Here is a 25,771-nt window from a genome sequence, read left to right on the forward strand (position 1 = left end):
CTTATTTTAGCTTTTGTATATAAAAGTATAAAGACTCTAACTCCTCATCAGTTAAAAAATATGTTGGCATTACTAAAGATTCAGTTTTGTCCGCTCTTAGTTTTGATTTAAAATCTTTAAAATTTACATTATTAATAGGAGGTGCTTTTATATATTTTAAAGCACCTTTTTTATTTCTATATTTAGCAATAATAACCTCTTTTTTACCATTACCATGACATTTATTACACCCTATTCCTCTAGGATTTTCATATAGCATTGCTCCATATTCAAACTTTGTAATAAAAGAGTTATCATCTTGGGTTGCATAAAGTATATTAGTTATTAATAAAAGTAATAAAGATGCTAACTTCAATCTTAACCTTTGTGTAAAAATGTTTTTGGTATTATATCAACCTAAAATTAAAACATATATAAGGTTTAATTCCCATGACAATACTTGACGGAAAAGCATTATCTAATAAAATAAAAGAAGAAGTAAAATCAGAAGTTCAAGATCTTCAAATGAAAAAAGGTATAACACCAGGTCTTGCAGTAGTTTTAGTAGGAGCAGACCCTGCTAGTGCAGCATATGTAAATATGAAAAGTAAAGCTTGTAAACAAGCTGGAATTTATTCAATAGTTCATGAAATGCCAGAGACTATCTCACAAGATAAAATCTTAGAAATTCTAGCCATGATGAATAAAAATCCAAATATTGATGGTATTTTAGTTCAGTTACCACTTCCAAAACATGTAGATACAACTGCGATTTTAGAAGCAATCGCTCCTGAAAAAGATGTAGATGGTTTCCATGCATATAATACAGGAAGAATGACTTTAGGACTTGAATCATTTGTTCCAGCAACACCATATGGTGTAATGCAATTATTAAAAGAGTATGACATTAATCCAGAAGGAAAAAATGTATGTGTAGTAGGAGCAAGTAATATTGTTGGAAAGCCTATGAGTACGCTTTTATTAAATGCAAATGCAACAGTTACAACATGCCACATCTATACAAAAAATTTAAAAGAACATACTAAAAATGCAGATATAATCTGTGTTGGAGTTGGAAAAGTAAATCTAATAACTGAAGATATGGTAAAAGAAGGTGCAATCGTAGTTGATATTGGTATAAACAGATTAGAAAATGGGAAACTTGTAGGGGATGTTGATTTTGAGAATGTATCAAAAAAATGTTCTTATATTTCTCCTGTTCCAGGTGGTGTTGGACCTATGACTATTGCTATGCTTTTAGTAAATACTATTAAAGCTGCAAAACTAAGAGAAGAGAGAGAAAGAAAACTAAATGATTAAAAAAGCTTACAACTGGGCTAGTTCTTGGACTGGTACAGTAATAATTGTTTTAGGTATTATATTTTTTATTGCGCAAGCTTTTGTGATACCAAGTGGTAGTATGAAAAATACTTTACTTATTGGAGATATGCTTTTTGTAAAAAAATTCTCTTATGGAATTCCTGTTCCAAGAATTCCTTGGATTGAAGTACCTGTTTTACCAGATTTTAATGATAATGGGCATTTGATTGAAGGGGATAAACCAAAGCGTGGAGATATTGTAGTTTTTAGATACCCTAAAAATGATACAATACACTATGTAAAAAGATTAGTAGCCACGGGAGGAGATTTAGTTCTTATACAAAATAAAAATCTTATTTTGCACCCAAAAGAAGGAAATGAATACGTTAAAAAACATTATAAAGAAGAACAAATCTTAAATGTTGATGGCAAACTTTGGGTTATAAATCCTTATCAAAAAGAGCATCCTGGTATACACAATGACCCAGCAGTACAAAATACAGGCTTAGCTCCTTCACAACTATTTAATATGCTTCCTATTAAAGTTCCTGAGGGTGAATATTTTATGATGGGTGATAATAGAGACCACTCTAATGACTCAAGATTTTGGGGAACTGTAAAATATAAGCATATTGTTGGTAAACCATGGTTTATTTACTTCTCTTGGGATAAAGATAAAAAAATCAGATGGGACAGAGTTTTTAGAACAGTTGAATCTTTAGAAGAGGATTTAAAAGGAAAAGAGCTAGATATAAATCATAAAGAGGGGATTTATTAAAATGAAATATTTCATAGCAGCAGACCACGCTGGAATTGATATTAAAAAGTATGTTAAAGAGTTATTTGAGAGTAAGGGTCATGAAGTTGAAGATTTAGGTCCTTACTCAAAAGATAGAGTTGACTATCCAGATTTTGCAGCAAAAGTATGTGAAAATGTACTTAAAAATGAAAATAGCTTTGGTATTTTAATCTGTGGCTCAGGAATAGGAATGTCAATGGCTGCAAACAAATTTGATGGTATTAGAGCTGCTTTATGTCATAATGAATACTCAGCAAAAATGGCTAGAGAACATAATGATGCTAATGTAATTTGTTTAGGTGAAAGAGTTAGTGGATATGGGATGATTGAAGCTATTGTAGATTCATGGCTAAATGCCTCTTTTGAAGGTGGAAGACATGAAAATAGAGTTGAAAAAATAAATGCTTTAGGCAAAATGGGAAGCTGTAGAGTATAAAAAAAGGAAAGACGTCATGCATGAACCTTGGTTTGCCTATGTTGTTGTTTTAAGTGTAGTTGCTTTAATGCTTTTAGGTAAAAAGATGATGTTCTTTCCAAAACAAGAGGATAAGTCTTCAAAAAAGGATAAGAAATGATAAATCCAAAAATCATAGATTATATCTTCTCTTCTGCATCTATACAAAGATGGAATGATTATCCAAGAATGGTTGAGTTAGTAGAACTTGACAAACAAGCACACAAATTTATCATCGCTTTTTTTATTGCAAAACTTGAAGATGATGTAAACTTTACACATCTTATAGAAGCAGGTATTTTTGAATTTTTAAGAAGAATTGTAGTAACAGATATAAGACCTGATGTTTTTAGAAAAGCTATTCAAAGAAAATCAAAAGAGATAAACTCTTGGGTGATTGAAAAATTAAAAGACTCACTAGAACCAATACAAAATGGAAGATTTTTAAAAAAATTTGAAGAGTATTTATATGATTCAAATATGTATAAGAAAGAGAGATTTATTTTAAAAGCCGCTTCATATCTTGCAACAAAATGGGAATTCTCAATCGTATATCAAACTTCAAAATTCTTAACAGATATTGAAAATGTAAAAAGAAGTGTTGAAGATGAAATTGAAGATTATTATGAACTAATTGGTGTTAGAAAAATTGCTTTAAATAAAAAACTTTCAAGAATTATTGATTTAAGTGGAAGATTAAGATTTCAAAAAAGATGGGCTCAAACTCCACGAATTCCAGAAACTTCTGTTTTAGGTCATATGCTAACTGTTGCACTATTTGCATACTTTTATTCAAAGGATATTGATGCTTGTGACAAAAGATTGCAAAATAACTTTTATACTGCTTTATTTCATGACTTACCAGAAGCATTAACAAGAGATATAATCTCTCCTGTAAAATATAGTGTTGATGAGTTATCTGATATTATTGCTGAATATGAAATAATAAAAATAGAAGATGATATTCTTCCATTTATACCTGATAGTTTAAAAGAAGAGTTTTCATATCTTTTAGGATTATATGAAGATAAGAAAAAAGATGAATTCTTAGATAAAATAAAACACAACAATAAAATAGACATAGTAGAAAATATTAATGATTATAATCTTGACAAATATAATCCTATTGATGGAAAAGCTTTAAAACAGTGTGATAAGCTTTCTGCTTTTATTGAAGCTAGTTTATCAATTTCACATGGAATAAAGTCAAAAGAGTTACAAAGTGGGAAAAAACATATTTTTAAAGGTTTAAAAACTGTACATGATATAGATTTTAAAGAGCTTGCAAAACAAATAGATGAAGAGTTTGGAAGTACTGGGCAAACTCAAACTACTTTTGATTTTGACTAAAAGAGGAAATCCTCTTTTAGTTTAAAAACTATATTTTATATTTACATATACATATCTTCCTGGCTCATTTAATAGCATAACCTCATCACTAGTTGATGAAAGTAAAGTTAAATCTTTATATGTATTACTTGTTGCATATGTTTTATCAAATACATTATCAACTCCTAAAGTAACCACAGTATTATTTATATAACTATTCTCATATTTTAAATTTAATATACCATATCCAGCTAATCTCTGCTCTGCATTATCTTCATCATAATTACTCCATGCCTTTGCAGCTACTAATGCAGCTCTAAATCTATTTTTACCCTCTTCATAATTAAAAGCTAATGTTGTTTTAAGTGGTGGAATTTCTGCTAAATCAGTATCACTTTGTCCATCTAAGGCTTCATCTTTTTTACCCCTTTGATATGCAACTGCATAATCAAAATATATCTCATCTGTAGCATAATAGTATCCACTTACATCAAAACCATAAATTTTAGCATCAACATTTTCAAACTTATTTATTGTTTTTGAATCATTAAAAGCAATATAATTTTTCAAAGTAGAATAGAAAAATTTTGTTTTAATCTTAAAATTTGTAAAAGTTTTTTCAAATCCTAAATCAATTTCATAATTTGTTGTTTTATCTAAATTTGGTGTTCCAATTAGTTTTCCACTTTTTTTAAAATACAACTCTCTTGCATCAGGAACTCTACTAGATTTACCAATACCTGCAAAAAAGTTTAAACTATTATTTACTTTGTAAGTCGTTAATAAATAAGCACTTAAAGAGTTATAATCATTATCTTGTTCATTTCCATCAGTTTTTATATCTGTTTTATCATATCTTGAAGCAAGTTCAATATTTAAACTATTAATATCTTTATTGTATTTTATAAAAGCTGCTTTATTTTTTGTATCTGTCTTTGAGATACTATCTGCTAAATAAGGATTGCTTTTATTACTATACTTTCCTTCCCAAGTTCTTTTACTCGTATCTAAACCTAAAGTTAGAGTACCTTTGTAAAAATTCATATCATTTTGAAGTTTTGCACCTTTTATTTTTGATTTCATATGATTAGTCATTTCCATTGCACCATTTTTTCTATATGTTGTAGCCATGGGATGGTCTACTTTAGAGTAGTAAGTGTTAAATTTTAGTTTTTTAGAGAATTTTGACAAATCATTTGCTATATAATTAAAACTATAAATATCAGAGTCATCATATATTGCATCCATACCAGTATTTGCATACAAAATATCATCACTTCTATTAGCAGTATATGATAGATTAATTTCTTGTTTGTCATTCAAATTAAAATACAATTTACTCATAAAACTCTTTTTTTCATAAGCATCCATATCTTTATATTTATCACTATATACTCTTGAAGCATCTTTACTATTTTTTTCAAGTTGTTGGGCTAAAGTATTACCATCTCCATCTTCATACTGTTCACTACTTTCAGTTGAAGCGGAAATAAGTGCTTTTATATCTTTTGTTCCTCCACTAAGTGTTGCTGAATATTTACTATATCCATAGCTTCCATAATTTACATTTACATCTGCATTAAATCCCTCTTTAGGTTTTTTAGTATTTACTTTTACTTTTGCACTTAATGTTCCAAAATTTTCAACATCATATGGACCTTCAACTACCTCAACACTTTGTATATTATTTGATAAAACATGAGAGGTAGGAGGGTCCATCCTATTAGGACAGGCACCATAAATTTTTGCATCATCAAGTAAAATATTAATATTATCTTTTTTTTGCCCTCTAACAATAATATCATTTGCAATGCCACTTCTTCTTACTAAAGATATTGAAGGTGATACTTCACTTAAAGCTTGTGCTAAATCTGCTGATTTTAGATTTTCATTACTTATATCATTTACTATTTTTGATTTTAAAGTGTCTGTTACAACCACAGAATCTAAACTTATCTCTTCATTTGCACTTAAAGCATAAATTGCAAATAAAGACAGAGCCAATGTTTTTCTCATTCTCTTCCTTTAATTTTTTGGAAATGTTAACTTTGTTGTGTTAATTATAAGTTAAATAGTAAAATCTTTTTTTGCTATAATAAAAGAAAAAAAGTGAGTTTAAATGGCAAAAATATCTTTTGAAGTAGATAATAAAAATTTAAATACTGTTATTACAATTATTAAAAATTTAAAAGTAGGATTAATAAAAAATCTCAAAATTGATGAAAAGAATAGTACTTTAGAAAAAGTTTCTAAGCCAGTTAGTTTAGGTACAAATAAATATTTATCTAAAGAGCAATTCAAACAAAAATTAAAGAAGAGCGCAAAGTAGTTAAACTACTGCCCTCCTCCAAAATCAGCACCTAATTCATCATGTGGAAAATTATGTGGAATTTCATGACAAACATCTTTAGATTTTTCAATAGCACTTACTAACTCTTTTAAATTTGCATAAGGAAGTTCTATTGAACTTTTTTCTCCTAAATCGTTTGTAACTTGCACTTTAAATACTGGATAACTAGCATCACCATATGGTTTTTCTACATGAAATACTTCTATTAAACCTTTTTGAGTGTGAGCTACTTTTAACTCTTTTACTTTTACAGTTTCTCTTGCCATACTAGCCTCCTTTTATTTATTATAAACAATAACAAACAAAAAGATAAACCAATATAAATTTTATAAACTAATTATGCAGGTTTAAAAGATTTCGTTGTTTTACAAACTTGAGGGAAAAGACAGTTATTGCAATCTGGATTTATAGCTTTACATGTATATCTTCCAAAAAGAACCATAGCTTGGTGAAAAATATGCAAATCATCTTTTAACTTTTTTACTAATTCAGCTTCTGTCTTTTCTACTGTTTTTTCATATGATAAGCCTAATCTATGAGATACTCTAAAAACATGTGTATCAACAGCCATTAAGTTTGCACCTGCATATTCAATCATAAAAACATTTGCTGTTTTATTACCAACACCTGCTAATTTTATTAACTCTTTTTCATTATGAGGAATATCTCCATCATAATTCAAAATAACACTTTGCGCCATTTTTATAATATTCTTTGCTTTATTATTATAAAAAGAGCATGATTTTAAAAGCTCTTTTACTTCTTCAATTTTTGCATCTGCTAAAGAAAATACATCTGGATATTTTTCAAATAATGCAGGTGTTATGATATTAACTCTTTTATCCGTACATTGTGCACTTAATATAATTGCTATTAATAACTCATAATCATTTTTATAATTTAGCTCAGTTACTGCACCACTATATTTTTCTTGAAAAGCCTCTTTTATTATTTGAATCTCAGCTTTTGTAGCCTTTTTCATCTATTTCCTTAAATACTTTTTTATTTCAGGGAAGATTTTTTTTGCATATGCATAATTTATATCTTCTAATCTAATTAAATAGTTTTGTTCATATTTAGTTATAAAAATCTCTTCTTTATTAAAGTAGTTTAATAAACCTTTATAAGTATCAAGAGCATCATTTTTATTAAAAACTCCCACTTTAATATTGATTTTTTTACTAAGGTCAGTTGTAGAAGTAAGTTTTAAAATATCTTTTAACTCACCTCTTTTTAGAATTCTAACCTCACTTAACTTACCATCTTGTTTAATTTCAACTACTTGTGCTACGCTTAAGTTTCTTGTAATATTTGAAGAAGTAACTGTAATGTCTGAACTTAAACTTGCAACTTTTTTTTGGTTACCAACAATAATTGCACCATTTAATATAAAACTTAAACTAAAAAGTAAAAATACTATTTTCATCCTCTAATTCCTATTGTAGAAAATTGTGTCTCAATTTTAAACTGTTTAGGAGCTAGTTTCTCAATATCTCCAGTTTTAATCTTATAGCTACCTTGTTTTATTTTGAAGTTTGTTTTATTATTTTGTTTATTTTGTTTATCATAATAGTATTGAGCAATTTCTAATGTAGTTTTAGGACCTATATAAATAATAGTATCATCTATAAATCTAATTTTTAATTTTGATGCTTTAAAAGTTTTAATAATATCTTTTTTTTGTACTTTAAAACCAGCACTTGTTATAAAAAGTACTTCTTCACCCCTTTGCACTAATGCAACTTGATTTTCAGTATCATCAACTACAACTTTTTCAACAATACCAATATCTTTTGAAAATAAAAAAGATACCAAAAATAGAGCTATAAATACTATTCTCAAAAAGAAGTCCTTATTTATTATTTAGTATTATGTTAACATTTTTTAGCTAACATTTAACATATGAAGGGTCTAATAAAATATCTACTAATTTTTATTACTGTTTTTTGCTCTATATTCTTTACATATCAAAGCAAACCTGCACTATTTGATGCAATTGATAATGAAATAGAGAGTTTTTTATTAAAATACAAAAATAAAAACCATACAAATAGTAAAAATATTGTAATCATAGATATTGATGATAAAAGTATTAATCAAACAACTCAATGGCCATGGAAAAGAGATATTTTTGCAAAACTAATAGATGAACTTCAAACAAATCAAATAAAAGCTATTGGTATAGATATAGTATTTTCTCAAGAAGATAGAAGTTCTCCTTCAACTGTTTTAAAAACCCTAAACATAGATATAAAAAAACAGCTTCCAAATTATGATAAGATATTCGCAAATTCAATAAAAAACTCATCAAAACCAGTAGTTTTAGGTTACCACTTTTTAAATACAAAATTTGATTTACAAAATGTACAAAAACCATATATTCCTGCAATGTATATAAAATCAAAAAATAGTGATATTAATCTAATAAAAGCAAAAGATATAAACTTAAATATTCCAATTATTCAAAACAGCTCATATTCAAGTGGTTTTTTAAATATAATTAACAATAAGCAAGTCCTAAAAAAAGCACCTTTACTTGTAGAGTATAAAAATGAAATATATCCATCCTTAGCCTTAGAAATTATTAGAGTTGTAAAACAAAATAAAAAAGTTTTGCTTAGAAAAAATAAAGACTTATACAATGAAATTAAACTAAAAGATTTAGATATAAAAGTCGATGAACAAGCATCTTTAAAACTAAGTTACTATAATAAAAATTGTTTTGTAAAAATTAAAGCTATTGATATTTTAAATAAAAATTATGATAAAACTATTTTAAAAGATAAAATTGTTCTTTTAGGAAGTTCAGCATCTGGTATAGTTGATTTAAATACAACAATAACAAATGAAAAACTATCTAGTACTGTAATTCATGCAACAATAATTGAAAATATCTTAAATGGTGACTTTTTAATAGATGCAAACTGGCAAGAAAACTTTATTAGTGCAACAATCTTTATAATCTTCGTATCTCTATTTTTAACACTATTTTTAAATAGCTTATTTATTACATCATTTGTTTGTTTGATTCTTACATTTTTTATAGCCTTTGTTATTTGTTATTTTTTCTATTTCCAAGGCATAATAATAAGTATTTCATATATTATACTTGCACTTATAAGTTCATATATATGTTCAACAGCAATTATTTTTACAAAAAATAGAAAAGAGCTAATTACTTTAAAAAAGAAGTTTGCTGCAAAAGTATCAAATGACGTAATGGGTGATATTTTAAAAGATGATAATAATCACTATTTAAGAACAAAACAAAAAGATATTACAATATTTTTTAGTGATATTGTAGGTTTTTCAAAAATAACAAATCAAATCCTTGACCCTGAAAAACTTACAAAATATCTAAATGAATATATGAACCCTATGACAAAAATTATTATGAAAAATAAAGGTACAGTTGATAAATTTATAGGAGATTCTATCATGGCTTATTGGAATGCTCCTTCAAGTACCAATAATCATCAAGATTTAGCTTTATGTTCAGCACTAGAGCAACTTAAAGTATTAAAAAAATTAAATAAAATATATGAAAAAAAATCTCTTCCAAAAATTGATATAAGAATTGGGATAAACAGTGGCAAAGCTTATGTAGGAGAGATGGGAGCAGATGATAGAAATGATTACACAGCAATTGGAAGTGAAGTAAATAAAGCTTCAATTTTAGAACAAGCTTGTAAAATATATAAAACCTCATGTATTATCTCACAAAGTGTAAAAATAGCTTTAAAAAAAGATTATACCTTAAGATTTTTGGATACAATTTGTATTGATAATAATGTAAAATCTTCTTTTAATATATATGAAGTATTTAAAGAAGGTAAACCCTCAATAGAAGAGCAAAAAGAGATACAACTTTTTGAAGAAGCCTTAAAATTTTACTATAAAAAAGAGTTTGTTAAAGCTTTAGATATTTTTAAAAGTTTACAAAATAAAGATAATAAACTAAATAGCAACTCAATTGAATTTCATATTAATAGATGTACTAAGTGCTTAGAAGGGTACTCTTTTTCACCTGTTACAATCATTAATAAAAAACTTATTTCAAAATAACTTTTTATAGTTTTTTTATTTTATCAATCTCATCTCTTAATCTAATAGCCTCTTCAAAATTTAAATCACTTGCAGCTTTTTTCATTTTCTTATTTAATTCAACTAAAAGTTTTTTCTTTTCACTTGCTGGCATTTTTTCTAGTTTCTGTTTTTTCCAAGCTAAATCATCATACTCTTCAAGTTTTAGATTTTCATCAAGTTTTCTTTTTGTTGATTTTGGAGTAATATTATGCTTTTTATTATACTCTTTTTGTATCTCTCTTCTTCTATTTGTTTCATCTATTGCATACTGCATAGAATCAGTAACTCTTTTTGCAAATAAAATTACTCTTCCATTCTCATTTCTTGCACCTCTACCCATAGTTTGGATAAGAGAAGTTCTACTTCTTAAAAAACCTTCTTTATCAGCATCAAGAATAGCTACAAGGGAAGTTTCAGGAATATCAAGTCCCTCTCTTAAGAGATTAATTCCAACAAGTACATCAAACTCTCCTAATCTTAACTCTCTAATAATTTGGTTTCTTTCAATAGCATCAATATCACTATGCATATATTTTACTTTTATTCCTAAATCAGAATAATAAGAGGTTAACTCTTCTGCCATTTTTTTAGTTAAAACAGTAACTAAAACTCTTTCATTTCTTTTTGTTACTTTTTTAATCTCATCATATAGTTTTTCAACTTGATATTCACTATCCATTATCTCAATTACAGGGTCAAGTAAACCTGTTGGTCTAATTATTTGTTCGGCAACAACTGAACTTTTTTCAACTTCAAGTTCATTTGGAGTAGCACTTACAAATAAAAAGTGTGGTGCTTTATTGATAAATTCATCAAACTTTAAAGGCCTATTATCAAGTGCACTTGGAAGTCTAAATCCATACTCAACTAAAACCTCTTTTCTACTTCTATCTGCTGCATACATACCTCTAAATTGGGGTAATGACACATGAGACTCATCAACAATTAATAAAAAATTTTCTTGCATTTGTTCAAAATAATTCATTAAAGAGTAAGGAGTTTCACCAGGTTTTTGTCCAGTAAGATGTCGTGCATAGTTTTCAATTCCTTTACACATTCCTGTACTTTCTATCATCTCCAAATCAAACTCTACTCTTTGTTTTAATCTTTGATACTCTACTAATTTATCCTCTTTTTTAAAAAACTCTAATCTTTGTTCTAGTTCTTCTTCAATTTGTTTTACTGCAACTGCTAATTTATCATTTGAAACAACAAAAGGATTAACTGAATAAATAATTATTTCATCTAAGGATTTAATTTTTGTATTTGTTAAATATTCATGTTTAGTTATTGACTCAACTTCATCTGCAAAAAACTCAACTCTTATAAACTCATCTTCATAATAAGCTGGAAAAATATCTATAACATCTCCATTTACTCTAAAATCAGCCCTATCAAAAAATTTATCATTTCTTTTGTAACCCATCTCTACTAGTTTTAATAAAAACTCTTTTTGTGAGTATTCAAAACCAACTTCTACTCTTTGAACCATAGCTTTATACTCTTCAGGGTTACCTAAACCATAATTTGCAGAAACAGAAGCTATTACAATAACATCATCAAAAGATAGAAGTGATGCAGTAGCACTTAATCTTAACCTTTCTAACTCTTCATTTATAGAGGAGTCCTTTTCTATAAAAAGGTCAGTTCTTGGAATATATGCTTCTGGTTGATAGTAATCATAGTATGAGATAAAATACTCAACATGATTATTTGGAAAAAATGCTTTAAATTCAGAATATAACTGTGCTGCTAAAGTTTTATTGTGTGTCATTATCAAAGTTGGTTTTTGAACTTTTTCAATAACTTTAGCCATTGTATATGTTTTACCACTTCCTGTTACACCTAATAAAGTATTATATTTTTCACCTTTAATTATTGAATCACTTAAGGCTTTTATTGCTTGTGGTTGGTCACCTGCTGGTTCATATTCACTTACTACTTTAAACTCTGCGATGATTTATCCTTTATTGTTTGTAAGTTGTTAAAAAATAAAAAAGTATTGATATATCTTTATTTGTCCAAATTGTATCTTCACTAAGAAGGTCTTTTGAAGCCTTTATATCAACATTAGCTTTATACTTTAATAAAATTGTTTGAATAAAACTATCAAGTGATTTATTATCAAGATTTAAAATAGTTTTATGAAAAATCTCTTTCTTATTTGGAATAAAAAAATCCCTATTATTTTTATAAAGATTAAGTAACATAGATATTTGCCAACTATGCCACTCTTTTTTATCTAACTGATTTTCATTTAAATCTTTTATATTTAGTATTTCAAAAGTGTGATAAATTTTTCTTACAATTTCACTATTTTTAGCTAAATCAAGTTTTTCAATTTTTGAAGGTAACTTTAAACTACTAATATTTATATGTTCTTTTATTTTTGGTTCTACTTTTTTTAACTCTTCTACTGTCATTTTAGCTCTTCTTTTTGAAAAAAACAAAAAAGGAACCAAACAAAAAAATACAATTGCTAAAAAAAGTATAAACTCTATTTTCATAATTTTACTTTCTCAAACTTATTATCATTTAAAACTGTATACTCTTTACTACAACATAATGAAGGTATATTAACATATCTTTTTTCATCAAAAATATACTCTTTACCTTGATGAAAATGTCCTTCTATTATTATATCAGCTTCAAAAAAAGATACTCTTTTTTTAGCTAAGTGTTCAAAAGCATTAAAATTATGACAAATATTTTTTTTCATTAAAGTATAATATATCTTTTTAGAGATAAAATTATTATAATCAATAGAGTTTAAAAATTTTAATAACATATGATTTCTAATAATCTTACAATATATATTATATAAAATTGGAGTAAAGTTATCTCCATGGGAAAGGGCAAGTTTTTTATTTTTATATTTCATAAAAATTGCTTGGTCTTCTCTTTTTACAACATATATATTTTTAAAAAGTGGCTTCATATTATAGTCATGATTACCTTCTAAATATACTATTTGCATCTTAAATGAGAGTTCGTTTATTATATCAATAAGCTTTTGATTTCTTTTTACAAAATAAGTACTTTCCGATGAGATAAAATCAAACATATCTCCCATCAAAAAAAGTTGTTTTGTCTTAATCTTTTCAGATTTTAATTTCTCTAAAAAGATTAAGAACTCTTGGTTTGTTTCATTGTAGTGCGAATCTGCTACAAAGATTGCACCATCTTGTATATTAAGGTGCATATGCTATTTTTGGTATACCCTCACCTTCTTCAAAGCCACACATAATATTTGCATTTACAACAGCTTGAGAAGATGCCCCTCTTAACAAATTATCAATTGAAGAATTAATAAAAAGTGCTTTACCATTTCTTGCTACAAAAATATCACAAAAGTTTGTTCCTGCTGTTGATTTTATATCAACAGCATTATCTCTAACTCTAACAAATTCACTATTTTTATATGTTTGAGCTAAAATATCATTTACATCAACTTCATTTTTTAATGTTGCATAAACTGATACTAACATTCCTCTTGTAACAGGAATTAAATGAGGAACAAAATTTACACTAAACTCTTTTTGTTTTAATAGTTTAATTTTTTCTTGAATCTCTGGCATATGTCTATGTTTAAAAGGGTTATAAGCATGTGTATTTTCGTTTATATGCCCAAATTGAGTTATCTCATTTAATTTCTTTCCTGCGCCTGTTACTCCTGATTTAGCATCTATAAATATTGGACTATTTTCATCAATATAATCAATAAATGGCAATAAAGCTAAAAGTGAAGCTGTTGGATAACACCCTGGATTTGCAACTAAAATAGCCTCTTTTAATTTCTCTTTATAATACTCAGGTAAACCATAAACTGCATCATTTATATTTTGCTTATCTTCATGCTCACAATAGTGCTTTTCATATGTTTCAAGCTCTAATCTATAATCAGCACTTAAATCAACAACTTTAACACCCTCTTTTAATAGCTCTTTTGCAAAAGACATTGATGTTTTATGTGGTAATGCTAAAAAAGCTATATCTGCAACTTTTCCTACTTCTTTAGGATTAGCTACTTCAACAGGCATATCAAGAAGACCTTTTAAACTTGGATGTAACTCTTGAACATTTATATTACCAGTTGAATTAGCAATATATGATATATTAAATTTTGGATGATTTATTAATATTTTTATTAACTCTAAACCAGTATAACCACTTGCTCCAATAATTGCTGCATTCATTATACTTCTATCTCCTTATAATAAACCTCTAATACTTCAAACGTAGTCAATCCAGCAGGAAGTGATGCTTGTAATTCATCCCCTTCTTCTTTCCCCATTAACTGTTTTGCTAAAGGAGAGTTAAATGAGATAAGCCCTTTTTCTGCATCTGATTCAATTCCACCAACGATTGTATAAGTATACTCTTTTTCTGTGTCAACATCTACTAAACTAACAGTTGAACCGAAACTAACTTTATCATGTGGTAGTGTTGAAGGATCAATAATTACGGCTTTACTAATTATATTGCTTAATTCTGCTATTTGAGAATCAATAAGCTTTAACTTATCCTTTGCAGCATGATACTCAGCATTCTCTTTTAAATCCCCTAATTGTCTTGCTTCATCTAATGCAATAACTGTTTCAGGTCTTTCTTTTGTTTTTAAAAAGTCTAGATTTCCAGTAATTTTTTCATATCCAGCTCTTGTCATTGGTTCTTTTTCCATCAACAACTCCATAAATTAATTTATGATATAATATCTAAAATTTTTAAAAGAGTAGATTATATGAGATATGATAGAACAAAAAAACTTTTTGGTGAAGAAAATTTTAATAAATTTAAAAATGCAAAAATTATCCTTTTAGGAGTAGGAGGAGTAGGAAGTTTTGCCCTTGATGCACTTTATAGAACAGGTATAACTGATATAACAATTGTAGATTTTGATATATATGAAGAATCAAACTTAAATAGACAAATGGGTAGTGAAGGTAACATAGGTAGAGTAAAAGTTGAAGCTTTAGCACAAAAATATCCAAAAGTGACACCAATTCATGTTAAGATTACAAAAGAGTGGATTGATAATTTTGATTTTTCACAATTTGATTATATTTTAGATGCCATTGATGATGTAACTCCAAAAGTTCATCTAATAAAAAAATACTATACTAAGGTAATTAGTACAAGTGGTGGAGCTAAAAGAATTGACCCAAGTAAAATTGAGTATTTATCTATTTGGAAAACTTATAATGATCCATTTATTAGAAAAATTAGAACAGAGTTAAAAGCACAAGGCTTTAAGAAAAAATTTAAAGTAATTTTCTCTTCAGAAGAGCCAAAATGCATAGAAAAAGGTAGCTTTGAAGGTGTTACAGGTTCATTTGGCCTAATGATGGCTTCTGTAACAGTAAAGAAGTTGCTAAATAGGAAATAAATAACTTTTTAAAAGAAAGTTGATTATAAGAAAAAAAGCTATATAATTTAAGCATCACATAAAAAGGGAATAGTATGAGCGATATTAATAGTAGCGTTGAACAAATGACGCAAGGTCACAGAAGAAATGTTCAACAGTTAGCCGTTTTTTACACTAGTCATAACAATATTTATGCAATTAATATTGCAAAAGTTAAAGCTTTTGTTATTAAAGAAGAAGTAACTATCAACGATACACCAAGTGATTCAAATATCATTGCAGGTATTGCTACTATTAGAGGAGAACCAGTTACTTTAGTAAATTTAGACGCGTGGCTAGGTCAACAAAAAATGACAATGGATGAATATAAACTTATTATCTATTGTGAATTTAACCACAAAAAAGTAGGTTTTTTGATAAAAGATATGCTAGATATTGTTGAAAAAACTACTGATGAGTTAAGACATACAGAAGAAACAAACTCAAAAATCACATACACAACTTATGTTAGAGTTCATGAAAAAGATGAGTTATGTACTGTATTTAATGCTGAACAATTATTAAAAGATATTGGTTGGACAGATGACGGAGAAGATGCCGTAAACAAATATGTTGATACACCTTTAAACTCTGAAAAGTTAGTTCTTGCAGCAGAAGACTCAGGAGTTGCAAGAGAAGTACTAAGAAAGTTCTTCCAAAAAGCAAAACTAAATTATGAAATTTATAACAATGGAGCATTACTTCTTCAAAGACTTGAAGAGCTAGACGCAAATAAAATTGGTCTTGTAATTACAGATATTGAGATGCCAGAAGCAGATGGTTTTCAAGTTGCTGCATTTTTAAAAGAGAATAGTTCGCATAGCCATATTCCTGTAGTAGTAAACTCATCTATGACAACAGATGCAGTTAAAAATAAAATGAATAATATTGGAGTTGATGGATTTATCGGTAAAACTGATGTTCAAGCTCTATATGAAGCTACTAAAAAATTCTTACTAAATTAATTTAGTTAGATGAGCTTTTAGCTCATCAAACTAATTTTATTTATTTGTTAGCCAATCTTTAAAAATCTCAATTTGTTCTTGTGTTTGTTGTGTTGAAGTACCACCAAAAGAAGTTCTTGCATTCATAGAAGCCTTTAAATCAAGATGCATTAAAATCTCTTCATCAATCGTGTCAATTTGACTATTAGATTCTCTAATCTCTTCAATTGTTAATTCGCTAATATCTTTATTTAATCTATTTGCAGTAGCAACAACATCTTTTGTTATATAGTATGCTGTTCTAAAAGGCATATTTTGTTTTTGAACTAAATAATCAGCTAAGTCAGTTGCACTTAAATGACCTACTTTACAAGCATTTTGCATGTTTTGTTCATTAACAATCATTGTTTTAATTACTTCATTTAAAATCGAAAGAGAAATTTCAATAGTTTTTACTGAATCAAAAACACCCTCTTTATCTTCTTGAGTATCTTTATTGTAAGCAAGTGGTAAGGCTTTCATTACAGTAAAAAGAGAAACTAAGTTCCCATACACTCTTCCAGTTTTTCCTCTTAATAACTCAGGAACATCTGGATTCTTTTTTTGAGGCATTATTGATGATGTAGTAGCATATTCATCACTCATTCTTACAAATTGAAACTCATAAGATGACCAAGTAACTAACTCTTCAGAAATTCTACTAATGTGCATCATTGCTGTACTTATATTAAATAAAATTTCAAGTGCAAAATCTCTATCACTTACACTATCCATTGCATGAAGTGTAGGAGAATCAAATCCAAGTTGTTTACTAGTACTTTCTCGATTAATATTATGAGGAGTTCCTGCTAAAGCTGCACTTCCTAAAGGTGAATAGTTATTTCTAGTATATGAGCTTTCAAATCTTTCATAATCTCTTTTAAACATATTAGCATATGCAAGCATATGGTAACCAAAATTTATTGGTTGTGCATGTTGTAAATGTGTCATACCAGGAATTAAAGTAGTTGTATGTTTTGAAGCAACATCAACAAATGTTTGTATTAAAGTTTTTAATTGCTCTTTAATACTTAATGTTTTTTCTTGAACATATAACCTAAAATCAGTAACAACTTGGTCATTTCTACTTCTTGCAGTGTGAAGTCTTTTTCCCGCATCACCTATAATTTCAGTTAATCTACTCTCAACTGCCATATGAATATCTTCATGCTCTATTTTAAACTCAAAGTCACCATTTTCTATCTCTTCTTTTACTTGTAAAAGTCCTTTATGAATAGCTTCTTTATCCTCTTTTGATAAAATACCTTGCTCAAAAAGCATTTGGCTATGTGCCATTGAACCTTTAATATCTTGTGCATATAACTCTTTATCAAACATTACAGAAGCATTAAACTCATCTAATATTTGTGCATTTGTATTTTTTAAAATCTGTTCATTATCATTTGACATCAATTCTCTTCCTCAATTTTTTTAATGGTATCTTTTATGATTGCTAGTATTTTTATTTTTGCTTCATCTTCATCATTTTCAGGTACATCCCAACCTACAATTGACATATACTTATCAACAAGTGAATTTACATCTGAAACAATAGTATCATGTAGTTGTTCTAACTCTTTATCTTGTGCAGTCATAATATCCCCTTCATTAGATTTTAGGAATATTATAACATAACTATGATTGTACGAAAGTTTGCAAAGGCTCTTTTTTTGAAATGCTTGCATACTTTTTCATTCCAAGTATGCAATTAATTAAAAATAATATATTTGATAAGATAAATAGTGTTGCAGCTATATCAACAAATATTTCATTAAAAAATCCATAAAGTAAAAAGAATATATATGAAAGCATATAGATATAAAAATGTATTTTTATCAGGTCTTCATTTATTACTTCTTTTATGGTTGGAATATCAAAATAACCTTTTGATGTCAAATGAAACCAACATAAAAATGGAATAATTTTATATATCATTCCTTGAAGTAAAGAGAATAAAAAACCAAAAGCAAATAAAATAGTTAATAAATAAGATGAATCTTGAGGAACAAAAAGCCAATTTAACATAGCTATTACAAGTGAATATAAAGATACCTTCCAGTACCACAAAGTAACATCACTTACAGGTCTTCTTCTATTATTAAGAGAGTTTAAACCATGAAAAGCATAAATTACAAAAAATATTGCAAATAATACTTTATATATATAAAAATCAAGATTTAAAAATGCAAAGGCAAAATAAGAAAGAATAAGTACAAAAATAGATATGGGAAGTCTATTTTGTACTGATTTAGGAAAGTCTAAAGCCACATAAAACATAGGTATAACTTGAAATGACACACCAATAATCAATAATGCTGCAAATCCAAATATTCCAAGTAATATGTGAATATTTACAAAAGAGTAGTGCGTTGAAGTAATATTACCTGTTAAATGTGCTATTGCTAAATGTAAACCTAACAATGTAGTTAAAACTCCAGTAATTGCAAAAAGTTTCATAACATTTACTGTTGAAGTTACATACTTAACTTTAAAAAGAAGTTTAATTGCTGTAATAAAAAAAGTAAGGAAAGATATACATAGACAGGCTATTGCAGCAATTAAAAACTCTTCTTTATTATATAAAAACTTTAAAACAAAAAAAATAGTTCCAAGTGTTAAAAAACTATGCACAACAGATGCAAAGAGTTTAGCTCTTTTTATTGGTGCACCTGCTAATACGGGCATCATTTGTTGCATAGCTCCAAAAATTATCATAGATAAAACACCCAAAGTAAACATATGAACCATTGCAATTGCTTCATTTGAGTACCTATTTGTAATCACTTCTGCTGGGTAAACTAAAAACATTACACCAATTAATATTGCAAATATAGGTGCAGTTAAAAAAAACCTAAATGGTACAGAAATCGGAGGTGCTTGTTCTAATGATAATCCTTGGTTAAACATCTATTACACTCTTTTTATTTTTTTAATTCTTTCATCTGTTTTATAATTGAACTTCTTTGTTCTTCTAAATGAGCATCTGCCATTGCATAAAGCATCTGCTCTTCTTTCATATTATGTTGTTGCATAAGCATCATCAAGCTTTCACTTAAACCAAAAAAATGATTTTTATCTTGCTTTGCAACATCTTCTCTCATTTGAGAGAGTACATTTGACATTTGTGAATGTTCCATTCTCATAACTTGTGTTGGGCCACAAGTCATACCTGTATTCTGTTCAAATATAGGAAATAGTACTTTTTCTTCCATGTCAAAATGAGTTTGTAATTCATTTTCAAACTCATTAAAAGCTTCTTGTGCTTTTTGCCAATCTCCTGAAGCTACAACATTTTCTAAATTTGCAAACTCTTCATCACAGTTTCTATGGTCTTGAGTAAGAAAAGATTTTATTGTTTCATCCATAATTAACCCTTATATGTTTTATGAAAGTTTACATAAAAAAGAGAAAATTTGGATTGATTATAATCAATAAAAGAGACAAATGTCTCTTTTATTTGTAGATTAAATAGGTAATACTCTTAAGTTCTCATCAATTTTTTGTTTTAATACAGACTCAATAGCATAAAGTGTACCTGTACTTCCAGATGCACATCCAGAACATGCTCCTAAATATCTAATATATAAATCATAATGAGGTAAGTTCTCTTTAATATCAATAATTTCCATATTACCACCATCCATAACAAGCATTGGTCTAATATCTTCATCTAATACTGTATCAATAGCTTTAATTCTTTGAACTAAAGTCATTTTATCAAAAGTTAATTCACCACTTGCACTTGCATCAGCTGCAGTTTTTAATTTTTCTTCATCCATTAAAGCTCTAGTATCTTTTAAAATATCTACTAAATAAATATCTTTTTCTTCATGTCCACCTGGTTTGATACATGATTTACAAAATGCTCCTGCTTTTGTATAATCAGTAATCTCTTCAACTGTTTTAAGGTCATTTATTTTAATAACTTCTTTAATAGTTGCTAATGAAACCCTTGCACATTCACATACAATCTCTTCTTCTTCAAAAGATTCCATATCAACACCTTTATACTGTGATGCTGCTTTTTTAATAACATCATAAGCCATAACTGAACAGTGCATTTTTTGAGGTGGAACAGCTGGTGTATCTGGATTATCTCTTAAAGCTTTTTCAACATCAATATTTGTAATTTTAACTGCTTCATCAACTGTTTTACCAACACATAGCTCAGCCATAACATCACTTGATGCAATTGCTGTACCACAACCAAAAGATTTAAATTTTGATTCTAAAATCTTATCAGTTGCTTCATCAACTGCCCAATAAAGTCTTACTGCATCACCACATGATTCAGCACCAAAATCAGCAATAATAAGTTTTGCATTTAACTCTTTTGCTCTTTCTTCTGTAATCTCGCCTTGATGTTGAGGATTATTCATTCTGTTTACAACTTGATTTGAGTATTCATCCCAAATAGATCCACTAACTAAATCATTTTTTGCCATTTATTTTTCCTTTTGTAATCTTCTTTTTATAATCCAGATTTATGTGTTTCTGGTGCGTATGCATATGAACTTGATAAATTTCTTAATCTTTTTACAGCATTTACTATAACTTCAATTGCATAATCAATTTGCTCTTCTGTATTAAATCTACTTAAACTAAATCTAACTCCTGTATGTGCAAGTTCACTATCACTACCAAATGCATTCATTACTGGATTTGCTTCTAAATCTTCAGATGCACATGCACTTCCTGTACTTGCACCTATTCCTTTTTGATTTAAATCCCATAACATAGATTCACCTTCAACACCTCTAATAGAAATAAGTGTTGTATTTGGAGTTCTATTCTCTTTTCCACCAATAACAACTGTTTCAGGTAGTTCTAAAATTGCATCTTCTAATTTATCTCTTAATTTTCTTACATGATTATCTTCATAAGCAAGTGCCATTGGAGTTGTAGCTAAATGCATAGCATAACCCATTCCAACCATTGAAGCTACATCAACTGTACCTGCTCTTTTACCACCCATTTGTTCACCACCATGTAATAATGGTGTTAGTTTTACACCATTTCTCATATAAGTTCCACCAACACCTTTTGGTCCATGAAATTTATGTGCTGAAAAAGAGATAAAATCTACATTTGCTTTTTGTACATCAACTTCAACTTTACCAATAGCTTGAGTTGCATCTGAATGAAACAATACTCCTGCTTCTTTACAGATTTGACCTATTTCTTCAATAGGAAAAAGTTTTCCAGTTTCATTATTTGCCCACATTATACTAACTAAAGCAGTATCTTCTTTTATAAACTGTTTTACTGTTTGTGCTTCTAAAACTCCAGCTTCATTCACAGGTAAGTAAGTTACACTAACACCTTGAGATTCTAAAAATTTACATGCTGCTGTAACAGCTGGATGCTCAACTTCTGAAGTAATAATGTGATTTTTATTACCATTTAAAATTTCATCAACCCATACACCTTTTATAACTGTGTTGATGCTTTCAGTAGCATTTGAAGTAATAATAATATCATCTTCATCATCTGCATTAATACCACTGTATAAATAATCTAATGCCTCCATCATTTTTGGATGAGTACCTGCTCCAAATCTATGTAAAGAGTTTGGGTTTCCATATGTTTCACAGAAAAATGGTTTCATCTGCTCAAAAACTTTTGGGTCAACCATAGTTGTAGCATTATTATCTAAATAAACTTCCATCATATTTCTTTTCCTAGTCGATAATTTTTTTACATTACCATTTAATTTTTCGTATTCTATTGCAAATAGGATAAAATTTGTCTTAATTAAACAACTTAAACTTTGTTATTTACTAAAAGTAACAAATTTTTTAAAACAATATTTTATCTTTTCTATGATTTAGATTCTCTTTTATAATATAAATGAATAAACTAATATTTAAACTTGATAGAGTTTTTACTAATAAATAGATATTATTAATCAAAACTTTTTCATACACACAAAGGACAAAACATGAAAAGATTACTTCTAATACTTTTATTAGCTATACCTTTTTTATTTATAGCTTGTAGTGACTCAACCAAACAATCAAAAGAGGAAAATAAAGTTTTAAAAGTTGGAATGGAACTGGCTTATCCTCCTTTTGAAATGAGTGACAAAGAAGGAAAACCAACTGGTGTTTCTGTTGATTTAGCAAAAATGATAGCAAGATCTATGAATAAAGAGTTAGTAATTGAAAATATTGCATGGGATGGTCTTATACCTTCACTTAAAACAGGAAAAGTAGATATGATTATCTCATCAATGACTATCACAAAAGAGAGAGAAAAATCAATTAGCTTCTCAATTCCTTATGCAAAATCAGCTTTAGCTATTCTTGCAAATAAAGATTCAAATGTAAGTAGTATTGATGATTTAGATAAAATGGGAAAAACAGTTGCTGTAAAAAAAGGTTCAACTGGACACATTTATGCACAACAAAACCTAAAAAATGCAAATGTATTAGTTTTTGATAAAGAGAGTGCTTGTGTTTTAGAAGTTGTTCAAGGAAAAGCTGATGGCTTTTTATATGACCAACTAACTATTTATAGAAATAATATAAAACATAAAGATACAACTATTGCACTATTAAAACCTTTTCAAAAAGATTTTGAGTATTGGGCAATAGCACTAAGAAAAGATGATACTAAACTAAAATCAAAAGTTGATGAGTTTATACAAAAAGCAAAAGATGATGGAACGTTTGATGATTTTGCTTATAAGTATTTAGCTGGTGCAAAGAAAACTTTTGATGAATTAAATATCCCTTTTTTCTTTTAGGAGTACAAAATTAACTTAAAAGATTTTTTTATAAAAGAACTATCTTATAAAAAGCAAGACTCTTTAGATAAAAGAGTTTATGCTTTTAATTTAACTATTTTAATAGTTGTTGTTTTTTCAGTTTTATATTTTATGTTTTCAAATGTAAATTATAATTTTAATTGGGATAGTGTTTTTGAGTATAGACAAAAGTTTATAGATGGTTTTTTGATGACTATTATAATATCAATTTTTGCACTTATTTTAAGTTTTATAATTGGTCTATTTTTTGCATATGCTCAAAACTCTAAACTAATCTTTTTAAGATTTATAGCAAGATTTTATATTGAAATAATTAGAGGAACTCCTTTACTTGTACAAATATTAATCTTTTTTTATGTCTTTGCAAATAATTTAGGATTTGAAAATAGATATATAGTTGGTGTTTTTATTTTAGCAATATTCTCTGGTGCATATGTATGTGAGATTATTAGAGCTGCAATTGAATCAATTGAAGTAGAACAGTATGAAACAAGTATAAGTTTAGGAATGAGCAACTATGAAATGTATAGATATATAATCTTTCCACAAGCTTTTAAAAGAATGCTTCCTGCTTTAACAGGACAATTTGCTACAATAATTAAAGACTCTTCTTTATTATCAATAATTTCTATTTCTGAGTTTACTATGAATGCACAAGAAGTAAATGCTTATACTTACTCTACTCTTGAAAGTTATATACCTTTAGCTTTAGGATACTTATTACTTACATATCCAATATCTTTTTATACAAATAGACTAGAAAAAAGCATTAAATGACAAAAAAATACCTTTACAACTTAGAAGATTTATGATACAATTTCCTAAATAAGACAAATTATGTCCTATTTAGGAGTTTTTATGAAAAATGAAACAATAAACAACGTTATACAAAACGATTATAGCCTAGGGTTTGAAACAATAGTAAATAGTGAAACTTTCCCAAAAGGCTTAAATGAAGATGTTATTAAAGCAATATCAGCTAAAAAAGAGGAGCCTGAGTGGCTACTTGAATTTAGACTTAAAGCTTACAAAAAATGGCTTACTATGGAAGAACCAAACTGGGCAAAACTAGGTTATGATAAAATTGACTATCAAGATATTTCATACTTTTCTGCACCTAAAAAACCACTTGGTTCATTGGATGAAGTGGACCCAGAGATTTTAAAAACATATGAAAAATTAGGTATTCCACTTGAAGAACAAAAAAAACTTGCAGGGGTTGCTGTTGATGCTGTATTTGATTCAGTATCTGTTAAAACTACATTTCAAGAAGAGCTTGAGCAATTAGGAATAATTTTCTGTTCTATATCAGAAGCAGCAAATAAATATCCAGATTTACTAAAAAAATATTTAGCTTCAGTTGTTCCTTATAGTGATAACTATTTTGCAACATTAAATAGTGCAGTTTTTACAGATGGAAGTTTTGTTTATATTCCAAAAGACACAAGATGTCCTATGGAATTATCAACTTACTTTAGAATAAATGCTTTAAATACTGGACAGTTTGAAAGAACATTAATTATTGCAGATGAAGGAAGTTATGTATCATATAATGAAGGATGTTCAGCACCTATTAGAGATGATAGTCAACTTCATGCAGCAGTAGTTGAATTAGTAGCACTTAAAGATGCGCATATAAAGTATTCTACAATTCAAAACTGGTATCCAGGGGATAAAGATGGTAAAGGTGGAATTTTAAATTTTGTTACCAAAAGAGGTATTTGCAAAGGTGATAACTCAAAAATATCTTGGACTCAAGTTGAAACAGGCTCACTTGTAACATGGAAATATCCTTCATGTATATTAAAAGGAAATAATAGTAGTGGTGAGTTTTATTCAGTTGCACTTACTTCACTTGCTCAACAAGCTGATACAGGTACAAAAATGATTCACATAGGTGAAAATACTAAATCAACAATTATCTCAAAAGGTATATCAGCACTAAAAGGCTCAAATGCTTATAGAGGTTTAGTAAAAGTTGCAAAAAGTGCAAAAAATGCAAGAAATATTTCATCTTGTGACTCTTTATTGATTGGTTCTAACTGCTCTGCACATACATATCCATATCAAGATATTAAAAATTCAAGTGCTAAAATTGAGCATGAAGCAACTACATCAAAAATATCTGATGAACAACTATTTTATATTAGACAAAGAGGAATAAGTGAAGAAAATGCCGTATCTTTAATAGTAAATGGTTTTTGTAAAGATGTTTTAGAAGAGTTACCAATGGAGTTCGCAGTTGAAGCAAAAGCGCTTCTTGATGTATCATTAGAAGGTAGTGTTGGATAAAAGAGA

29 protein-coding genes are annotated in these 25,771 nt (G+C 27.8%); 12 read left to right on the top strand and 17 right to left on the bottom strand.

Going from position 1 to position 25,771, the window contains the following annotated elements:
• Window position 1: 1 nt before the first annotated feature.
• Window positions 2-355, bottom strand: a complete 354-nt coding sequence (locus CP960_RS05665) for a cytochrome c family protein (protein ID WP_228152023.1) — start codon at window positions 353-355, stop codon at window positions 2-4.
• Window positions 356-429: 74 nt separating this feature from the next.
• On the opposite strand from CP960_RS05665, the gene folD reads away from it, so the two are divergent.
• The 5 genes from folD to CP960_RS05685 are packed head-to-tail and all read left to right on the top strand — an operon-like array spanning window position 430 to window position 3,902.
• On the top strand, window positions 430-1,299 hold the full coding sequence (gene folD, locus CP960_RS05670) for a bifunctional methylenetetrahydrofolate dehydrogenase/methenyltetrahydrofolate cyclohydrolase FolD (protein WP_101184445.1): 870 nt from the start codon (window positions 430-432) through the stop codon (window positions 1,297-1,299).
• Complete coding sequence (lepB, locus tag CP960_RS05675; protein ID WP_101184446.1) at window positions 1,292-2,077, top strand: signal peptidase I; 786 nt, start codon at window positions 1,292-1,294, stop codon at window positions 2,075-2,077. Before folD ends, lepB begins: the two co-directional genes overlap by 8 nt.
• Window position 2,078: 1 nt before the next feature.
• Window positions 2,079-2,534, top strand: a complete 456-nt coding sequence (rpiB, locus tag CP960_RS05680; RefSeq protein ID WP_101184447.1) for a ribose 5-phosphate isomerase B — start codon at window positions 2,079-2,081, stop codon at window positions 2,532-2,534.
• 16 nt (window positions 2,535-2,550) lie between these two features.
• Window positions 2,551-2,673, top strand: coding sequence for a hypothetical protein (locus tag CP960_RS14055; protein ID WP_265734450.1), 123 nt, complete (start codon window positions 2,551-2,553; stop codon window positions 2,671-2,673).
• Entirely contained in the window at window positions 2,670-3,902 is a 1,233-nt protein-coding gene (locus CP960_RS05685) for an HD domain-containing protein (RefSeq protein ID WP_101184448.1), read from the top strand. The genes CP960_RS14055 and CP960_RS05685 overlap by 4 nt, the downstream gene beginning before the upstream one ends.
• Before the next feature lie 21 nt (window positions 3,903-3,923).
• Here the strand turns inward: CP960_RS05685 and CP960_RS05690 are convergent, their stop codons facing one another.
• A complete protein-coding gene (locus CP960_RS05690) occupies window positions 3,924-5,897 on the bottom strand; it encodes a TonB-dependent receptor (protein WP_101184449.1) in 1,974 nt (657 codons plus the stop codon).
• A 103-nt stretch (window positions 5,898-6,000) separates the two neighbouring features.
• On the opposite strand from CP960_RS05690, the gene CP960_RS05695 reads away from it, so the two are divergent.
• Entirely contained in the window at window positions 6,001-6,210 is a 210-nt protein-coding gene (locus CP960_RS05695) for a hypothetical protein (protein ID WP_101184450.1), read from the top strand.
• Window positions 6,211-6,215: 5 nt separating this feature from the next.
• Here the strand turns inward: CP960_RS05695 and CP960_RS05700 are convergent, their stop codons facing one another.
• The 4 genes from CP960_RS05700 to CP960_RS05715 all read right to left on the bottom strand — a co-directional run bounded on the left by CP960_RS05700 (window position 6,216) and on the right by CP960_RS05715 (window position 8,073).
• A complete protein-coding gene (locus CP960_RS05700; protein WP_101184451.1) occupies window positions 6,216-6,497 on the bottom strand; it encodes a hypothetical protein in 282 nt (93 codons plus the stop codon).
• A 71-nt stretch (window positions 6,498-6,568) separates the two neighbouring features.
• A complete protein-coding gene (nth, locus tag CP960_RS05705; protein WP_101184452.1) occupies window positions 6,569-7,213 on the bottom strand; it encodes an endonuclease III in 645 nt (214 codons plus the stop codon).
• Complete coding sequence (locus CP960_RS05710) at window positions 7,214-7,657, bottom strand: hypothetical protein (RefSeq protein ID WP_101184453.1); 444 nt, start codon at window positions 7,655-7,657, stop codon at window positions 7,214-7,216.
• On the bottom strand, window positions 7,654-8,073 hold the full coding sequence (locus CP960_RS05715; protein ID WP_162919063.1) for a FecR domain-containing protein: 420 nt from the start codon (window positions 8,071-8,073) through the stop codon (window positions 7,654-7,656). The genes CP960_RS05710 and CP960_RS05715 overlap by 4 nt, the downstream gene beginning before the upstream one ends.
• A gap of 60 nt (window positions 8,074-8,133) precedes the next feature.
• On the opposite strand from CP960_RS05715, the gene CP960_RS05720 reads away from it, so the two are divergent.
• A complete protein-coding gene (locus tag CP960_RS05720; protein WP_101184455.1) occupies window positions 8,134-10,296 on the top strand; it encodes a CHASE2 domain-containing protein in 2,163 nt (720 codons plus the stop codon).
• A gap of 4 nt (window positions 10,297-10,300) precedes the next feature.
• Here CP960_RS05720 and uvrB read toward each other — a convergent pair whose 3' ends face one another.
• The 5 genes from uvrB to greA are packed head-to-tail and all read right to left on the bottom strand — an operon-like array spanning window position 10,301 to window position 14,998.
• Window positions 10,301-12,274 carry an excinuclease ABC subunit UvrB gene (gene uvrB, locus CP960_RS05725; protein ID WP_101184456.1) on the bottom strand — a complete coding sequence of 658 codons (1,974 nt, stop codon included), beginning with the start codon at window positions 12,272-12,274 and terminating at the stop codon, window positions 10,301-10,303.
• 10 nt (window positions 12,275-12,284) lie between these two features.
• Entirely contained in the window at window positions 12,285-12,824 is a 540-nt protein-coding gene (locus tag CP960_RS05730) for a hypothetical protein (protein WP_101184457.1), read from the bottom strand.
• Window positions 12,821-13,519: a UDP-2,3-diacylglucosamine diphosphatase gene (locus CP960_RS05735; RefSeq protein ID WP_101184458.1), complete on the bottom strand. Its 699-nt coding sequence runs from the start codon at window positions 13,517-13,519 to the stop codon at window positions 12,821-12,823. The genes CP960_RS05730 and CP960_RS05735 overlap by 4 nt, the downstream gene beginning before the upstream one ends.
• Window positions 13,509-14,513: an N-acetyl-gamma-glutamyl-phosphate reductase gene (gene argC, locus CP960_RS05740; RefSeq protein ID WP_101184459.1), complete on the bottom strand. Its 1,005-nt coding sequence runs from the start codon at window positions 14,511-14,513 to the stop codon at window positions 13,509-13,511. The genes CP960_RS05735 and argC overlap by 11 nt, the downstream gene beginning before the upstream one ends.
• Window positions 14,513-14,998 (bottom strand): transcription elongation factor GreA, encoded by a 486-nt coding sequence (greA, locus tag CP960_RS05745; RefSeq protein WP_101184460.1) that lies wholly within the window; start codon window positions 14,996-14,998, stop codon window positions 14,513-14,515. Before greA ends, argC begins: the two co-directional genes overlap by 1 nt.
• Before the next feature lie 60 nt (window positions 14,999-15,058).
• Between greA and CP960_RS05750 the strand changes: the two genes are divergently transcribed.
• Together CP960_RS05750 and CP960_RS05755 are read left to right on the top strand one after the other, a co-directional pair.
• Complete coding sequence (locus CP960_RS05750) at window positions 15,059-15,703, top strand: tRNA threonylcarbamoyladenosine dehydratase (RefSeq protein WP_101184461.1); 645 nt, start codon at window positions 15,059-15,061, stop codon at window positions 15,701-15,703.
• 74 nt (window positions 15,704-15,777) lie between these two features.
• On the top strand, window positions 15,778-16,686 hold the full coding sequence (locus tag CP960_RS05755; protein ID WP_101184462.1) for a chemotaxis protein CheV: 909 nt from the start codon (window positions 15,778-15,780) through the stop codon (window positions 16,684-16,686).
• Window positions 16,687-16,722: 36 nt separating this feature from the next.
• Here the strand turns inward: CP960_RS05755 and argH are convergent, their stop codons facing one another.
• The 6 genes from argH to CP960_RS05785 form a co-directional block, all read right to left on the bottom strand.
• The gene (gene argH, locus CP960_RS05760; protein WP_101184463.1) at window positions 16,723-18,114 is read right to left on the bottom strand and encodes an argininosuccinate lyase; all 1,392 of its coding nucleotides are present in this window, start codon (window positions 18,112-18,114) and stop codon (window positions 16,723-16,725) included.
• On the bottom strand, window positions 18,114-18,299 hold the full coding sequence (locus CP960_RS05765; RefSeq protein ID WP_101184464.1) for a hypothetical protein: 186 nt from the start codon (window positions 18,297-18,299) through the stop codon (window positions 18,114-18,116). Before CP960_RS05765 ends, argH begins: the two co-directional genes overlap by 1 nt.
• Window positions 18,300-18,339: 40 nt before the next feature.
• The gene (locus CP960_RS05770) at window positions 18,340-19,611 is read right to left on the bottom strand and encodes a hypothetical protein (protein WP_101184465.1); all 1,272 of its coding nucleotides are present in this window, start codon (window positions 19,609-19,611) and stop codon (window positions 18,340-18,342) included.
• Window positions 19,612-19,625: 14 nt separating this feature from the next.
• Window positions 19,626-20,069 carry a hemerythrin domain-containing protein gene (locus CP960_RS05775; protein WP_101184466.1) on the bottom strand — a complete coding sequence of 148 codons (444 nt, stop codon included), beginning with the start codon at window positions 20,067-20,069 and terminating at the stop codon, window positions 19,626-19,628.
• A 99-nt stretch (window positions 20,070-20,168) separates the two neighbouring features.
• Window positions 20,169-21,149 (bottom strand): iron-sulfur cluster assembly scaffold protein, encoded by a 981-nt coding sequence (locus tag CP960_RS05780; protein WP_101184467.1) that lies wholly within the window; start codon window positions 21,147-21,149, stop codon window positions 20,169-20,171.
• 26 nt (window positions 21,150-21,175) lie between these two features.
• Complete coding sequence (locus CP960_RS05785) at window positions 21,176-22,372, bottom strand: NifS family cysteine desulfurase (RefSeq protein ID WP_101184468.1); 1,197 nt, start codon at window positions 22,370-22,372, stop codon at window positions 21,176-21,178.
• Window positions 22,373-22,645: 273 nt separating this feature from the next.
• Between CP960_RS05785 and CP960_RS05790 the strand changes: the two genes are divergently transcribed.
• The 3 genes from CP960_RS05790 (at window position 22,646) to sufB (ending at window position 25,765) form a co-directional block, all read left to right on the top strand.
• Window positions 22,646-23,452: a transporter substrate-binding domain-containing protein gene (locus CP960_RS05790; RefSeq protein WP_101184469.1), complete on the top strand. Its 807-nt coding sequence runs from the start codon at window positions 22,646-22,648 to the stop codon at window positions 23,450-23,452.
• A gap of 132 nt (window positions 23,453-23,584) precedes the next feature.
• Window positions 23,585-24,250: an amino acid ABC transporter permease gene (locus CP960_RS05795; protein ID WP_228152024.1), complete on the top strand. Its 666-nt coding sequence runs from the start codon at window positions 23,585-23,587 to the stop codon at window positions 24,248-24,250.
• Window positions 24,251-24,331: 81 nt separating this feature from the next.
• Window positions 24,332-25,765: a Fe-S cluster assembly protein SufB gene (gene sufB, locus CP960_RS05800; protein WP_101184471.1), complete on the top strand. Its 1,434-nt coding sequence runs from the start codon at window positions 24,332-24,334 to the stop codon at window positions 25,763-25,765.
• Window positions 25,766-25,771 lie beyond the last annotated feature (6 nt).

The sequence above is a fragment of the Malaciobacter halophilus genome, from assembly GCF_002837275.1.
Lineage (GTDB): Bacteria > Campylobacterota > Campylobacteria > Campylobacterales > Arcobacteraceae > Malaciobacter > Malaciobacter halophilus.